Source organism: Scandinavium sp. (assembly GCF_051650185.1).
In the GTDB taxonomy this organism is placed as follows: domain Bacteria; phylum Pseudomonadota; class Gammaproteobacteria; order Enterobacterales; family Enterobacteriaceae; genus Scandinavium.
In genome coordinates, this window is record NZ_JBOFIN010000059.1 from 1 (window position 1) to 15,739 (window position 15,739).

Annotated in this window: 13 protein-coding genes; 6 read left to right on the plus strand and 7 right to left on the minus strand. The window is 54.0% G+C overall.

Annotated features, from left to right (window positions below):
- Positions 1 to 252: 252 nt before the first annotated feature.
- From ACRCWW_RS07105 to bglK, 5 genes are all read right to left on the minus strand, one after another.
- Positions 253 to 954: a DnaA inactivator Hda gene (locus tag ACRCWW_RS07105; RefSeq protein WP_330983075.1), complete on the minus strand. Its 702-nt coding sequence runs from the start codon at positions 952 to 954 to the stop codon at positions 253 to 255.
- A 95-nt stretch (positions 955 to 1,049) separates the two neighbouring features.
- Entirely contained in the window at positions 1,050 to 2,339 is a 1,290-nt protein-coding gene (gene uraA / locus ACRCWW_RS07110; protein WP_404658413.1) for a uracil permease, read from the minus strand.
- An 81-nt stretch (positions 2,340 to 2,420) separates the two neighbouring features.
- A complete protein-coding gene (gene upp / locus ACRCWW_RS07115) occupies positions 2,421 to 3,047 on the minus strand; it encodes a uracil phosphoribosyltransferase (protein WP_110508987.1) in 627 nt (208 codons plus the stop codon).
- A 256-nt stretch (positions 3,048 to 3,303) separates the two neighbouring features.
- Positions 3,304 to 4,734, minus strand: a complete 1,431-nt coding sequence (locus ACRCWW_RS07120; protein ID WP_438681779.1) for a 6-phospho-beta-glucosidase — start codon at positions 4,732 to 4,734, stop codon at positions 3,304 to 3,306.
- A gap of 13 nt (positions 4,735 to 4,747) precedes the next feature.
- Positions 4,748 to 5,623, minus strand: a complete 876-nt coding sequence (gene bglK / locus ACRCWW_RS07125; protein WP_438681780.1) for a beta-glucoside kinase BglK — start codon at positions 5,621 to 5,623, stop codon at positions 4,748 to 4,750.
- A 256-nt stretch (positions 5,624 to 5,879) separates the two neighbouring features.
- Here bglK and purM point away from each other — a divergent pair, with 256 nt between their 5' ends.
- The 4 genes from purM (at position 5,880) to ppx (ending at position 11,344) form a co-directional block, all read left to right on the plus strand.
- Positions 5,880 to 6,917, plus strand: a complete 1,038-nt coding sequence (gene purM / locus ACRCWW_RS07130) for a phosphoribosylformylglycinamidine cyclo-ligase (RefSeq protein ID WP_438681781.1) — start codon at positions 5,880 to 5,882, stop codon at positions 6,915 to 6,917.
- Complete coding sequence (gene purN / locus ACRCWW_RS07135; protein ID WP_438681782.1) at positions 6,917 to 7,558, plus strand: phosphoribosylglycinamide formyltransferase; 642 nt, start codon at positions 6,917 to 6,919, stop codon at positions 7,556 to 7,558. The genes purM and purN overlap by 1 nt, the downstream gene beginning before the upstream one ends.
- A gap of 180 nt (positions 7,559 to 7,738) precedes the next feature.
- The gene (ppk1, locus tag ACRCWW_RS07140) at positions 7,739 to 9,799 is read left to right on the plus strand and encodes a polyphosphate kinase 1 (RefSeq protein ID WP_438681783.1); all 2,061 of its coding nucleotides are present in this window, start codon (positions 7,739 to 7,741) and stop codon (positions 9,797 to 9,799) included.
- A gap of 3 nt (positions 9,800 to 9,802) precedes the next feature.
- Entirely contained in the window at positions 9,803 to 11,344 is a 1,542-nt protein-coding gene (ppx, locus tag ACRCWW_RS07145) for an exopolyphosphatase (RefSeq protein ID WP_438681784.1), read from the plus strand.
- On the opposite strand, the gene ACRCWW_RS07150 is transcribed toward ppx, so the two are convergent.
- The gene (locus tag ACRCWW_RS07150; RefSeq protein WP_438681785.1) at positions 11,324 to 13,579 is read right to left on the minus strand and encodes an EAL domain-containing protein; all 2,256 of its coding nucleotides are present in this window, start codon (positions 13,577 to 13,579) and stop codon (positions 11,324 to 11,326) included. The two genes, ppx and ACRCWW_RS07150, sit on opposite strands and share 21 nt — an antisense overlap.
- Before the next feature lie 335 nt (positions 13,580 to 13,914).
- Here ACRCWW_RS07150 and ACRCWW_RS07155 point away from each other — a divergent pair, with 335 nt between their 5' ends.
- Positions 13,915 to 14,097 carry a YfgG family protein gene (locus tag ACRCWW_RS07155; RefSeq protein WP_438681787.1) on the plus strand — a complete coding sequence of 61 codons (183 nt, stop codon included), beginning with the start codon at positions 13,915 to 13,917 and terminating at the stop codon, positions 14,095 to 14,097.
- A gap of 163 nt (positions 14,098 to 14,260) precedes the next feature.
- On the plus strand, positions 14,261 to 15,562 hold the full coding sequence (locus ACRCWW_RS07160; protein ID WP_438681786.1) for an MFS transporter: 1,302 nt from the start codon (positions 14,261 to 14,263) through the stop codon (positions 15,560 to 15,562).
- 52 nt (positions 15,563 to 15,614) lie between these two features.
- On the opposite strand, the gene ACRCWW_RS07165 is transcribed toward ACRCWW_RS07160, so the two are convergent.
- Positions 15,615 to 15,739 (minus strand): hypothetical protein (locus ACRCWW_RS07165; RefSeq protein ID WP_241013015.1); only part of this gene is annotated, 125 nt, incomplete at its 5' end.

Here is a 15,739-nt window from a genome sequence, read left to right on the forward strand (position 1 = left end):
GTTGCTATGAAGTGTGGTGGTACAGCACGAAAGTGGGGGTTATCGACCTGAAGAAAAGGTCGATAACCATGGGTAAAGGATGTTAAATAGTGTTCACCATGTCCCCGAACACCTGTCTACCATGTCTCCGGACCGTACACCCTAAAAGAGAGAGGGAGTAAACCATTCCCCTCACTTTATCAGGGAAGCCAAATACCGCACATAACAGTCCCCTCGCCCCTTTGGGGAGAGGGTTAGGGTGAGGGGAAAAACCTAAAGCTTAAGGATCTCTTTTACAAAAGGAATGGTCAGCTTGCGTTGTGCTGTGATGGACGCCCGATCCAACTGATCCAGCGTCATAAAGAGGGTTCGCGTTTCGCGGTCAAGGCGCTTCATCAGGAAGCGGCAGACGTCTTCCGGCATCTCGAAGCCACGCATTTTGGCGCGCAGCTGTAATGCCTGTAACTTGTCTTCGTCAGAGAGCGGTTGCAGCTTGTAGATTTGCCCCCAGTCCAGGCGCGAAGCCAGATCCGGCAGGCCAAGATTCAACTGACGAGGAGGACGATCGCCGGTGATCAGCAGGCGCGTTTTACCGGATTCCAGAATGCGATTATAGAGGTTGAAAATCGCCATTTCCCACGGTTCGTCACCCGCCACACACTCGATATTATCAATGCAAACCAGCGCCAGATGTTCCATGCCATCGAGCACTTCCGGCACAAACCAGGTGCGCTTATCTAACGGAACATACCCGACCGCATCGCCGCGCTGTGAGAGTTCAGCACAGGCTGCGTGCAGCAAATGGCTGCGGCCCGCGCCTTCACGCGACCAGACATAGACGTATCCGCTGTGATCCTGGCGTAGCATGGTTTGCACGGCAGCAAGTAAAGAGGCGTTATCACCCGGCCAGAAACTCGCGAAGGTTTCGTCATCGGGCAGATAGAGTGGCAGAGAGAGCTGAGCCGGAGCGTTCAGAGTGACCTCAACATGGGACTGCAAAAAATCGCCATGAGTGTAACACAAAAGGCGTGAGGGAGAGAACCGGGCGGATCGTCCGCCCGGTGAAAGGATCAATGTGATGGCGTATCGCTGTCCGCGGCATCCAGCACCACTTCTTCCGGGCGCAGAACGCTGATCAGTTTGAAGATCAGGCTCAGGGCAATACCGACGATCGTCGCCAGCGCCATGCCTTTCAGTTCAGCCGCACCGATGTGCACTTTCGCGCCGCTGACGCCGATGATCAGAATGACGGAGGTCAGGATCAGGTTTTGCGCTTTGCTGTAATCCACTTTGGACTCAATCAGCACGCGAATACCGGATGCGCCGATTACGCCGTACAGCAGCAGAGAAACGCCGCCCATCACCGGAACCGGGATGATTTGAATCGCTGCCGCCAGTTTACCGACGCAGGACAGCAGGATCGCGATAATGGCCGCGCCGCCAATTACCCAGGTGCTGTAGACACGGGTGATCGCCATTACGCCGATGTTCTCACCGTAGGTGGTGTTTGGCGTGGAGCCGAAGAAACCGGAAATCACGGTCGACAAACCGTTGGCAAACATCGAGCGGTGCAAGCCCGGATCTTTAATCAGATCTTTTTTGACGATGTTCGCGGTCACGACCAGGTGACCGACGTGTTCAGCGATAACCACCAGTGCCGCAGGCAGGATGGTGAAGATGGCAAACCACTCAAAACGCGGGGTGTAGAAGGTTGGCAGCGCGAACCAGTGCGCCTGTGAAATCGCGGTGGTGTCGACCATGCCGAGGGCAAACGACAAACCGTAACCCACCAGCACGCCAATCAGAATCGGGATAATCGCCATAAAGCCGCGGAACAGCACGGAACCGAAAACGGTCACGCCTAAGGTCACCATCGACACGAGAATGACTTTGCTGTCGACGCTCTGCCCATCAGCAGGCAACAGGCCTGCCATGTTAGCCGCCACGCCCGCCAGCTCCAGACCGATAACCGCGACAATCGCGCCCATCGCCGCAGGCGGGAACATCACATCCAGCCAGCCGGTACCCGCTTTCTTCACGATAAACGACACCAGGCAGAACAGCACGCCGCACATGATGAAGCCGCCGAGCGCCACTTCATAACCCAGCGGCAGCAGAAGCAGCACCGGGGAGATAAACGCGAAGCTGGAGCCGAGATACGCCGGAATTTTACCTTTGCATATGAACAGATACAGCAACGTGCCGATGCCGTTAAACAGCAGGACCGTTGCCGGGTTAATATGAAAAAGCACAGGCACCAGCACGGTTGCGCCAAACATGGCGAACAGATGCTGCAAACTAAGCGGGATGGTCTGCAAAAGCGGTGGTCTTTCACTTACCCCGATAGCACGGCGCGTCATAGGTCTTTCCTCTTATGGGTGTTGTTGTGTTTTAGTCAAAAAAAAGCCGACTCTCAAAGTCGGCTCTTTTTAATGAATCACTTATTTAGTACCAAAGATCTTGTCGCCGGCGTCGCCGAGGCCCGGAATAATGTATCCGTGCTCGTTGAGGCCCTGATCAATGGAAGCGGTGTAGAGTTCTACATCCGGGTGCGCTTTTTCCAGCGCGGCGATACCTTCCGGTGCCGCAACCAGTACCAGCACCTTAATGCTGGAGCAGCCTGCGTTTTTCAGCAGGTCGATGGTGGCAATCATGGAACCGCCAGTTGCCAGCATTGGGTCAACTACCAGCGCCATACGCTCGTCGATGTTAGACACCAGCTTCTGGAAATACGGCACTGGCTCAAGCGTTTCTTCATTACGGTAGATACCGACAACCGAGATACGCGCGCTTGGTACGTGTTCAAGCACGCCTTCCATCATGCCCAGGCCCGCACGCAGGATTGGCACAACGGTGATCTTCTTGCCTTTGATCTGCTCAACCTGCACCGGGCCGTTCCAGCCTTCGATGGTGACGGTTTCTGTTTCCAGGTCGGAAGTGGCTTCATAAGTCAGTAAGCTGCCGACTTCTGAGGCGAGTTCACGGAAGCGTTTGGTACTGATATCGTGCTCGCGCATCAGGCCCAGCTTGTGTTTGACGAGTGGGTGTTTCACTTCCACAATCTTCATTCTCTTTCTCCTCTGAGGGGCAGCCACAAAAAAAATCGCGGGATTATACCGCTTTTTCCTGGAAGCGCCATACCTGTTAGATCAAGCCCGGCGATTAACATAATGTTACTTATTATAAAATAAGGACAAAAATAAACCCCGCCGGAGCGAGGTTTTAGTGATAGCGCCACTTCATGCCCGGCGGCGCTGCGCTAGCACGGGCCTACAAGAGCAAGCCTGTAGGCCGGGTCAGGCGAAGCCGCCACCCGGCACAAAATTACAGAGACTCACCATTGCTGCTGATCACCTTCTGATACCAGGCGAAAGATTTCTTGCGGCTGCGTTCCAGCGTGCCGTTGCCTTCGTTATCTTTATCAACATAGATAAAGCCGTAGCGTTTTTTCATCTCGCCGGTTCCGGCAGACACCAGGTCGATACAGCCCCAGGGGGTGTAACCCATCAGATCGACGCCATCTTCCACCACCGCTTTTTTCATTTCCGCGATGTGCGCAGAGAGATAGTCGATACGGTACTGGTCGTTGACGCTGCCGTCGGCTTCGCGTACGTCGATGGCACCAAACCCGTTCTCCACAATAAACAGCGGCAGCTGGTAGTGATCCCAGAACCAGTTCAGGGAGTAGCGCAGCCCGACCGGGTCAATCTGCCAGCCCCAGTCGGATTTCTTCACGTACGGATTCGAGACCAGCGCTTTCGTTTCGTCGTAATCCAGCTGCGGGTTGTCTTCGGTCGCTTTGGTGGCAAACGACATGTAATAGCTGAAACCGATGTAATCGACACAGCCTTGTTTCAGTGCCGCTTTGTCTTCTTCGGTAATATCAAACTGGAAGCCACGACGCTGGAAATAGTTCAGCAGATGCTGCGGGTATTTGCCGCGCACGTGCACATCGGTGAACCAGTAGCGCTTATGCATGGCGTTCATCGCCATCATCATGTCGTCTGGCGCACAGGTCAGCGGATAGATTGGGCACATGGCAATCATGCAGCCTACCTGCAATGACGGGTTGATCTCGCGGGCTATTTTCACCGCCAGGGCGCTGGCAACCAGCTCGTAGTGCGCCGCCTGATACATAATCGGTTCACGATCTTCACCTTCTTCATATTTAATGCCTGAGTTGGTGAACGGCGCGAAATCTTCGTGGTAGTTTGCCTGGTTGTTGATCTCGTTAAAGGTCATCCAGTACTTCACTTTGTGCTGATAGCGCTCAAACGCCACTTTCGCGAAGCGCACAAAGAAGTCGATGGTTTTACGGTTACGCCAGCCGCCGTACTCCTTCACTAAGTAGTAAGGCATCTCAAAGTGAGACAGCGTGATAACCGGTTCGATACCGTATTTCAGGCATTCATCGAACAGGTCATCGTAGAATTTCAGGCCCGCTTCATTCGGCTCCAGCTCGTCGCCTTTCGGGAACAGGCGCGTCCACGCAAGTGAAGTCCGGAAGCATTTGAAGCCCATTTCGGCGAACAGTTTGATGTCGTCTTTATAGCGATGATAGAAATCTATCGCTTCGTGGTTCGGATAGTTTTTCCCTGGCAGCACGCCGTCGGTAATTTCACGCGGAACACCGTGCGCGCCAGCGGTCATCACATCGGCCACGCTTGGGCCTTTGCCGCCCTCTTTCCAGCCGCCCTCTAACTGATGCGCCGCAACGGCTCCGCCCCACAGAAAATCGTGTTTAAATCCGGACATAACAACTCCCTCTTTAACGTTCAGACTGCTGATTAAAATGGTAAACCGCGCCGAGTAAACCGGCGTCGTTGCCGTGGCTGACGGTATCGATGTAGTCATCAATACCAAACCACGTGAGATGCTGTTTCAGCTGCGCCAAAAACCCTGGGCGTTCAGTAATGCCGCCGCCAAGCAGGATGGTTTGCGGATCAAACAGATTGACCAGGTTATACAGACCCGCGCCAATGCCGTTGAAGAAATCCTCCACCAACCGCTGGCAGGTTGCATCGCCTGCGTCATAGGCATCAAAAATCTCTTCACCGCTGACGTTATCCAGCGGTTTGCCCGTGTGTTGGCTATAACGACGACGCAGTACGCGCAGCGTGCAGGTGGCATTCATGGTGTAGTGAGTGGGATGGCGTACTCCGGGGCGTTCAGTAAACATGTAGCCAAATTCGCCGCCGCGAAACTTCGCGCCGCGCACCAGTTGGTTATTGCAGAAAATCGCCCCGCCGATGCCGGTGCCGATAGTCAGCACCAGAAAGTCGCTCATCGCTGAAGCCTTGCCGCGCCAGCGTTCTGCCAGCAGCACGCAGTTGGCGTCGTTTTCAATCGCTACGGGAAGATGCGTGCGTTCTTCAAGCCAGGCTTTGATGGCAAAGTTATCGAACTTGCGAATGGCCCCGCCCATTTCGATAAAGCCGGTATGAGGGTTCACATAGCCAGGTGCGCTGATGGCAACGCCTTCGCATTCCGGGTGGGAGGTAATCCAGCTCATGATGTGCTGCAGAATTTGATCACCGTCGCTGTCGGTTATCGTCGCCTTTTCCTTCGTGAGGATCTCACCTTGCCGGGTGACGATCCCCATTTTCAACGCCGTTCCACCAATATCAAATGCGGCAATATGCATTTGTTCCACTCCTCCTGAGGGCCATTTCAGAAACCGGTTTCAGTGGGATATTGTGTGCTCGGGCAATAACCTGCAAGCATTAAACTGTACCCGGTTTCATTTTCGTGAACAGGGTCAAATTTGCCTGCCGAAGCGGCTGAAACGCGCAAAAATCAGCCAATAAAAGATATCCACCGCCCAGGCTCGCAAACGTTTGCTTAGGCTGTTAGAATGGCGCCGATTTTATTTGCTAACGCCATCGCGTGGAGACTTTGCAGTGACCGACAAAACCTCTCTCAGCTATAAAGATGCCGGTGTTGATATCGACGCAGGTAATGCTCTGGTTGACCGAATCAAAGGTGTGGTGAAGAAAACCCGCCGCCCGGAAGTGATGGGTGGCCTGGGTGGCTTCGGCGCACTGTGCGCGCTGCCGCAAAAATATCGTGAGCCAGTGCTGGTTTCCGGTACGGATGGCGTTGGCACGAAACTGCGTCTGGCGATGGATCTGAAGCGTCACGACACCATCGGCATCGACCTGGTGGCGATGTGTGTGAACGATCTGGTGGTTCAGGGCGCTGAGCCTCTGTTCTTCCTTGATTACTACGCCACGGGCAAACTGGACGTCGACACGGCTTCCAGCGTGATCACTGGGATCGCCGAAGGTTGCCTGCAATCGGGCTGTGCGCTGGTCGGTGGCGAAACCGCTGAAATGCCGGGGATGTATCACGGCGAAGATTACGACGTGGCGGGGTTCTGCGTTGGCGTCGTTGAGAAATCCGAAATCATTGATGGCAGCAAAGTGGCAGACGGCGATGTGCTGATTGCGCTGGGTTCCAGCGGCCCGCACTCCAACGGCTACTCGCTGGTACGCAAGATCATTGAAGTCAGCGGCTGCAACCCGGAAACCGAAGAGCTGGACGGCAAGTCACTGGCCGACCACCTGCTGGCGCCCACCCGCATTTATGTGAAAAACATTCTCGATCTTATCGCCAATGTAGACGTTCACGCGATTGCACACCTGACCGGTGGCGGCTTCTGGGAAAACATTCCGCGCGTCCTGCCGGATAACACTCAGGCCGTGATCGACGAAGCCTCCTGGCAGTGGCCGTCCGTGTTCAACTGGCTGCAAAAAGCCGGCAACGTCAGCCAGCATGAAATGTACCGCACCTTTAACTGCGGCGTGGGCATGGTCATCGCCCTGCCAGCGTCCGAAGCCGACAAAGCCGTTGCTCTGATGACAGAGAAAGGTGAAAACGCGTGGAAAATCGGGTATATCAAAGCATCCGATTCTGAACAGCGTGTGGTCATCGAGTAATGAAAAACATTGTGGTGCTGATTTCTGGCAACGGAAGCAATTTGCAGGCGATTATTGACGCCTGCAAGCAGAAGAAAATCAACGGCACCCTGCGGGCAGTGTTCAGCAATAAGGCCGATGCATTCGGCCTTGAACGCGCGCGTGAAGCCGAAATCCCGGCACACGCGCTGGCCGCCAGCCAGTTTACGAGCCGTGAAGCGTTTGATCGTGAGTTGATGCAAGAGATTGATGCTTACGCGCCGGATGTCGTGGTGCTGGCGGGATATATGCGCATCCTGAGCCCTGATTTCGTGGCGCATTATCAGGGGCGTCTGCTGAATATCCACCCTTCCCTGCTGCCGAAATATCCGGGCCTCAATACGCATCGCCAGGTGCTGGAAAACGGCGACGAAGAGCATGGCACTTCTGTGCATTTCGTCACCGATGAGCTGGACGGTGGCCCGGTTATTTTGCAGGCCAAAGTCCCGGTATTTGAAGGCGATTCGGAAGAAGAGATAGCCGATCGCGTTCAACATCAGGAACACGCCATTTATCCTTTGGTGGTGAGCTGGTTTGTCGATGGGCGTCTGGCGATGAAAGGCAATACGGCCTGGCTGGACGGCGATGAGCTGCCTCCGCAGGGGCATGCTTCCGAAGAGTAACCCTGTGTCGGGCGGCGCTGCGCTTGCCCGACCTACAATCCCTTTCCCTTCGCTCCAACGCCTTAATATCCCCCGGAAAAAATTAACTGTCATACTTTGCTGGCACAATTGGACATATCAGGGCAAAGCTCGCCATAATGTGAAGGCTGTCCGCGTCAATCAACCGGAGTGTAAGTAGTAATGGGTCAGGATAAGCTTTATATCGAAAAAGAACTCAGTTGGTTATCTTTTAACGAGCGTGTTCTCCAGGAAGCGGCGGATAAAAGCAACCCGTTGATAGAACGCATGCGTTTTTTGGGCATCTATTCGAATAACCTTGATGAGTTCTACAAGGTGCGTTTTGCCGAACTGAAACGCCGCATTATCATTAACGAAGAACAAGGCATCACCGCCCACTCCCGGCATTTGCTTGGCAAAATTCAGGCCCGGGTGCTGAAGGCCGATCAGGAGTTCGACAGCCTCTATAACGAGCTGCTCCTCGAAATGGCGCGTAACCAAATCTTCCTCATTAACGAGCGGCAGCTTTCGGTGAATCAGCAAAGCTGGTTACGCCACTACTTCAAACACTACCTGCGCCAGCACATCACCCCTATTCTGATTAACCGCGAAACCGATCTGGTGTCGTTCCTGAAGGATGATTACACCTATCTGGCGGTAGAAATTATTCGCGGCGAAGAGATTAACTACGCGCTGCTCGAAATCCCGTCCGATAAGGTTCCGCGTTTCGTCAACCTGCCGCCGGAAACCCCGCGCCGCCGCAAGCCGATGATCCTGCTGGACAACATTCTGCGCTACTGTCTGGACGACATCTTCAAAGGCTTCTTTGATTATGATGCGCTGAATGCCTACTCGATGAAGATGACCCGTGACGCCGAATATGACCTGGTGCACGAGATGGAATCGAGCCTGATGGAGCTGATGTCCTCCAGCCTGAAACAGCGTCTGACGGCAGAACCGGTGCGCTTTGTGTATCAGCGTGATATGCCAGATGCGATGGTCGAGATGCTGCGCAAGAAGTTCGCCATCACCCGCTACGACTCCATCGTGCCGGGCGGCCGCTATCACAACTTCAAAGATTTCATCGGCTTCCCAAACGTTGGCAAAGCCAATCTGGTCAACAAGCCGCTGCCGCGCCTGCGTCACATCTGGTTTGATAAATTCCGCAACGGCTTTGATGCCATTCGCGAACGCGACGTGCTGCTCTACTATCCGTATCACACGTTTGAACACGTGCTGGAGCTGCTGCGCCAGGCCTCGTTCGACCCGAGCGTACTGGCTATCAAAATCAATATTTACCGCGTGGCGAAAGACTCACGCATTATTGATTCGATGATCCACGCCGCGCACAACGGCAAGAAAGTGACGGTGGTGGTGGAACTGCAGGCGCGCTTCGATGAAGAAGCCAACATCCATTGGGCAAAACGCCTGACGGAAGCGGGCGTGCACGTGATCTTCTCCGCACCAGGTCTGAAAATTCACGCCAAGCTGTTCCTGATTTCCCGTAAAGAAGGCGACGATGTGGTGCGTTACGCGCATATCGGCACCGGGAACTTCAACGAAAAAACAGCCCGAATTTATACCGACTACTCGCTGCTGACTGCTGACGCGCGCATCACCAACGAAGTGCGTCGGGTGTTTAACTTTATTGAAAACCCGTATCGCCCGGTCAACTTCGACTATCTGATGGTGTCGCCGCAAAACTCGCGTCGTCTGCTGTACGAAATGATCGACAAAGAAATTGCAAACGCCCAAAACGGTCAGCCATCCGGTATTACACTTAAGCTGAACAACCTGGTGGATAAAGGGCTGGTCGACAGACTGTATGCGGCGTCCGGTTCTGGCGTTCCGGTGAATCTGCTGGTCCGCGGTATGTGTTCGCTTATCCCGCAGCTGGAAGGGATCAGCGATAATATCAACGTGATCAGCATCGTTGACCGTTACCTTGAGCATGACCGGATCTATATTTTTGAAGACGGTGGGAACAAAAAAGTGTGGCTCTCCTCAGCTGACTGGATGACGCGAAACATCGATTACCGTATCGAGGTCGCCACGCCGCTGCTGGATCCGCGCCTGAAACAACACGTTCTGGATATTATCGACATTCTGTTTAGCGATACGGTGAAAGCCCGCTTTATCGACAAAGAACTGAGTAATCGTTATGTGCCCCGCGGCAATCGCCGCAAAGTTCGGTCACAGCTGGCGATTTACGACTATATCAAATCACTCGAGCAACCCGATTAATCTATGCCCATCAAAACCAAAACAACAAGACCGCAGGAGATTGCTGCGGTCGACCTGGGATCGAACAGTTTTCACATGGTCATCGCACGCGTGGTAGATGGCGCGTTGCAGATAATCGGCCGTCTGAAGCAGCGCGTCCACCTGGCCGATGGCCTGGATGCCAACAACATGCTGAGTGAAGAGGCGATGGAGCGCGGGCTGAACTGCCTGTCGCTGTTTGCCGAGCGCCTGCAAGGGTTTTCGCCTGCCAACGTCGTTATCGTCGGCACCCATACGCTGCGCCAGGCGCTGAATGCGCCTGAGTTTCTCAAGCGGGCGGAAAAAGTTATCCCCTACCCGATAGAGATAATTTCCGGGAATGAAGAAGCGCGCCTGATTTTTATGGGGGTGGAACACACGCAGCCGGAAAAAGGCCGCAAGCTGGTGATTGATATTGGCGGCGGCTCTACGGAACTGGTTATCGGTGAAGACTTCACGCCACAGCTGGTGGAAAGCCGTCGAATGGGCTGTGTCAGCTTTGCGCAGATGTTCTTCCCCGGTGGCGTTATCAGCAAAGAGAACTTCCAGCGCGCGCGTCTGGCCGCAGTGCAAAAACTAGAAACCCTGTCGTGGCAATACCGCATTCAGGGCTGGAACGTGGCGATGGGTGCGTCGGGTACCATTAAAGCCGTCCATGAAGTGCTGGTAGAAATGGGCGAGAAAGACGGCCTTATCACGCCGGAACGCCTGGAGAAGGTGGTGGAAGAAGCGCTGAAGTGTAAAAACTTCTCGTCGCTTAGCCTGCCGGGCTTATCCGAAGACCGCCAGGCCGTCTTTATGCCGGGCCTTGCCATTCTTTGTGGGGTGTTCGATTCGCTGGCGATTAAAGAACTGCGTCTTTCAGACGGGGCGCTGCGCGAAGGCGTGCTGTATGAGATGGAAGGCCGCTTCCGCCATGACGATATCCGTAGCCGTACCGCAGAAAGCCTGGCCAGCCAGTATCACATTGACCGTGAGCAGGCTCGTCGCGTGCTGGATACCACCAATCACATGTACGAACAATGGCTGGAGCAGAATCCTAAGCAGGCACACCCGCAGCTTGCGGCGCTGTTGAAATGGTCCGCGATGCTGCACGAAGTGGGGTTGAACATTAACCATAGCGGGATGCATCGTCATTCGGCCTACATCCTGCAAAACAGTGATTTGCCGGGTTTCAATCAGGAACAGCAAACCCTGATTGCCACGCTGGTTCGCTACCATCGCAAAGGGGTTAAGCTCGACGATTTGCCGCGCTTTACGCTGTTTAAGAAGAAGCAGTTCCTGCCGATGATCCAGCTGCTTCGCCTCGGCGTGCTGTTAAATAATCAGCGCCAGGCAACCACTACTCCGCCGACGTTAAAACTCACGACGGAAGCCAATCACTGGACGCTCTGCTTCCCGCACGACTGGTTCACCCAGAACGCGCTGGTGCTGCTCGATTTGGAAAAAGAGCAGCAATACTGGCAGGGTGTGACAGGCTGGATGCTGAAAATTACGGAAGAAGAATCACCAGATATCGCGGCCTGACGCCGGTTTATCTTTCTGTTCGGCAGCCAGATCCTCTAACGGTTCTGGTTTGCCGATACAGAAGCCCTGCAAATAATCGATCCCCAGCCCTAACGCCGCGTCCCGAATTTCTGCCGTTTCGACATACTCCGCGACAACCTGCATATTCTTCATTCTTGCCAGATGGCAAATCGACGAGACAATCTGGTAATCGAGGCTGCTTGAGAGCAGATTCCTGATAAAGCTGCCGTCAATTTTGAGGATATCCGCGCTCACTTTTTTCAGGCGCGCATAGCTGGCATAACCCGTACCAAAATCGTCGATAGCAATTCTGCAGCCCAGCGCCCGTAGCTGTTCCATGTTCTGACTGGCTTGCTCAGGATGGCTCAGTGACTGGCTCTCTGTTAATTCAAAAATGACCTGCCAGCCCTGGATATTGTGCCGCTTGAGGTGTTCCTCCACGGTTTTTGGGAACCGCGAGCCACAGGCCGACGAAGGCGATATGTTAATCGACAATCTTAAGCCCGCCAGCGCATCGCGATGCTGATCCATAAAGCGCAACGTATTATCGAGTACCCATAAATCAATTCGTGAGGAAAGACCGAACTCATGTGCGACAGGCAGGAAGTCATCGGGCGCGATGAGCTGGCCGTCTTCACCTTCCAGACGCAACAGAACCTCATGATAGCTGTCGCCACGGATCCCCACGATGGGCTGCGCCATCAGCTGAAACTTTCCGTGTTCCAGCGCCAGCTGCAGATGATTCATCATCATGATTTTGTCTCTGAGACGCTGCTGCAGATGCATGGCATTGCGGTGCTGCAAACTTTCCGGCGAGCCGGTCACTAACGATAAATTAGCAATCGTACTGAGTTCGCCAAGTAACATTGGCAACTGCATTACCGGGCTACGAACGTGGCAGTAACTGACGCCGACGTTAGGTTGCAACGGCATGCCATCCCAGACAAAACGGAATTTTTTGATGTGTGCATCGATCGCCTGGATGCGTGATTCATGCCCTTCGGTATTAAGACGAATCACCAAATCATGCCCGGAAAGTTGGTACACACTTTCACCCGGCAGCAGTTCAGGCTCCAGCCATTTGCCCAGATTTTGTTTGTACTGGATGCGCACCATCATGCCGTAGTGGCGGCCCAGGACTTCCAGTTCAGGAACCCGTAAGAAGCACAGCACTGACCATGGCGTGGCGGCCAGTTTACGGCTCAGCGCCCACAGATTCGGCATCTGAACGACAGGGTCGATAAAAGCCATGCGCCTTACCCGGGCGTGAATACTGCGCTGCTGCGTTGCCAGCATCGCCATGTAAACCACAATAAACGAGAACACCAGATAGCTGGACGAGGTGATCGCCAGCTGGTTGCTGTAGCTTGGGTAAACCGGCATGTAACGGTAGTAGAAGTGAATGCTCACAATCAGCACTATCGTCCAGATCAGAGACATCAATCGGTAGCCAAAACGCATCGAGCCCCACAGCATGACAGGAAGCAGCAGTGACAGCGTGTAGTTGGTGGTAAAAATCGACGCGGCGTTGGCCGTGGGGATCAGCAACAGGCCCATAATCAACAGCAGCAACATCGACCACACCACCATTTCGGCCGCCGTGACTTTGCGGTCGATTTGCAGACGAAGCTGGGAGATGAAAGCCCTTACGTGCAACGGGTTACGAATAATACGGATAAGCAGATAGCACAGAGGTACGCCCGTCAGGCAGCCGACCAGCATTGACTGGTAGTTGATTAAACTGTGGAGCGTCAACGGCCCAGTGCCTGCCGGTGAAATACGAGCGGGCAAAATCCCGAAGAAAACAGAGAAGAGCAAAAGGAGCTGGAAAATGCTCGCAGGGAAGAACACCTGCCAGAACAGACGCTGCGTCATCAGACGATCGGTGCCGTAGGAAATATGGCTACGCCGCGGAGCGAATACGCGATAGCCTCCCCAGCTCAACACAATAGGGATCAGGAAATGAAAAATGATACCGACTTTTTCAGGCGCGCTCATCCCCTGGCCAATGACCAGCCAAATCCCTAACACAATCCCGGGGAGTGCCTCCCAGCCAAAAAACAGCATAAAGCTGAGCAGCAGTGCTAGTGGCAGGTAATAAAGCGCGACAATGCCGCCGTCAATGCGAGTGAAGGTGTTTGCGCAGCGGGCAAGAGGCAACAGAAGCGTGGGCAGAAACAGGGGAAGTCCCCACCACTTATCTCGATTTTTTTTATAAAGTTCAGTTAACTGCATAAGTGCTCAACAGAAACCCCAACTCCTGATGGGCAGATTCAGACAGGCATCCCACCTGACATAAGTTCACCGCGATGACTTTTCTGCGCGGAGCTGGACAGGGGATTGTAATGAGCACTGGGGCTGAATATTTGACTTAGATCAATAAAACCGATTTCAGTTTTGATTAAAGCGGCTGAATTTTCGTCTTCCCCGGCGAGAAAGCAACCGATAGTCAACCTGAACATATTTTATTCAATTGTTAATTGACCCTGTCGTTCCGCTGTGCCTTAATGTGCTCACCGCCCGATATCGGGTATGCTAAAAGGACCCCTTAAGTGAGCCAGGCCACACCCATACGCAAACGAAACCAGTTCAACACTCGTATGACGCGGATTATTATTCTTATCAGCTTCCTCTTTTTCGCAGGCCGCTTTATCTACTCGTCTATCGGCGCCTGGTACCATCACCAGGACAAACAAGCCGCACAAGAATCCAGCCAGGTGACTGAACCACCCGTTCGCGACGAGCAAGAGTGACGACAACAGAGCTCAGATAGCCTCCTGACGGCCGTGCTGCCGTAGCAAGATCATTCCGAAAACGCTTTCCTGTCTTCCTGTATTGGCCGCTGCATTTGCATCCCTGGGAAAAACCAAGCACGATAAAGATGCATACTTAACGACCAGCCATACAGGGAGATGTATGAAAAAAGTGCTCAATACTTTTCTGCCGCTGTACACCACCACCCTGTTGATGCTGCTCGGTTCGGGCCTGCTGACGACCTATATCTCTTTACGCCTCGCGCATGAAGAAGTGAGCGGCACCTTAATTGGGGCGATCACGGCGGCGAACTATCTGGGTTTAGTCATCGGTGGAAAAGTCGGCCACAACCTCATTGCCCGCGTAGGGCATATTCGCGCTTATGTGGCCTGTGCGGGGATCATTACCGCCTCGGTGGTCGGGCATGGACTCAGCGACTTTATCCCCTTATGGATTTTTCTGCGATTAATCATCGGCCTGTGCATGATGTGTCAATACATGGTGCTGGAAAGCTGGCTTAACGACCAGGCTGAGTCATCACAGCGTGGCGCTATCTTCGGTCTTTATATGGTCGCCACCTATTTGGGTCTGTGCGGAGGCCAGATCATCCTGATCATGGCCGCCGGAATGGGGCCAGCCATGCTGCTCATTGTGGCACTGTGTTTCGCGCTGTGCCTCGTCCCCATTGCACTCACTACCCGAACTACCGCGCACCCGATGTCCCCTGCCCCCATGGAACTCGGCTACTTCTTCAAAGCGATTCCTAAACTGCTGGCCGCCACGCTGGTGATGGGAATGGCTGCTGGCTCTTTCTATGGCCTTGCTCCGGTTTATGCGATTTCGCAGGGCCTGAGCACGCAGCAAATCGGGCTGTTCATGGGCGTCACGATTTTCGCCGGAATGGTGTCACAGTTCCCGTTGAGCTGGTTATCCGATCGCTATGACCGCCAGCACCTGCTGTTTTATACCGCCCTGCTGTTCGCCGTTGCTTCCCTTCCGCTTTCGCTGTTTCCGCATCTGGGCTACTACTGGGTGCTCGGCATGGCCTTTCTTTCGAGCATGGCGATGTTCTCCCTGTATCCGCTGGGCGTCGCCATTGCCAACGATCGCGTCGCCCCAGAACGCCGGGTATCACTGACAGCCTGTCTGCTGATGGCCTTCGGTGTTGGCGCTTGTATCGGGCCGCTGATCACTGGCGCCATCATGCAGCCGTTTGGCGGTAACGTGCTGTACCTGTGCTTCACCCTTTGCGGCGTGATTATCGGCAGCATCAGTTGGATCAGAAAGCGCCAGCCAGAAATCATCGTCGATGCCCCACTGCCCCACGTGGTGATGCCAGACAGCCTGACGTCTTCACCGCTGGCGGTCGCCCTTAATCCTGGAATAGATGAAGAGGTTATTCAGGAAGTGATGGCTGAGGCTTCCGCTGAAGATGAGAAGGTTGAAGAACCGGCCAGCTCGTAGCCATCAACGCTCAGGCAAAAAAAAACCTCTGATGAGCAGTAATGCCAGTCAGTTAAGCAACTGACTGGCTCTTTTTCGGGGCTGTGGGGTATTTCCAGGGCCTCTCCTTTACCACTCTCGGGAAGGCCCTTTCCCTTCTTGTCGGTAATTTCACTAGTTGTCCCATACTTGCAAGAT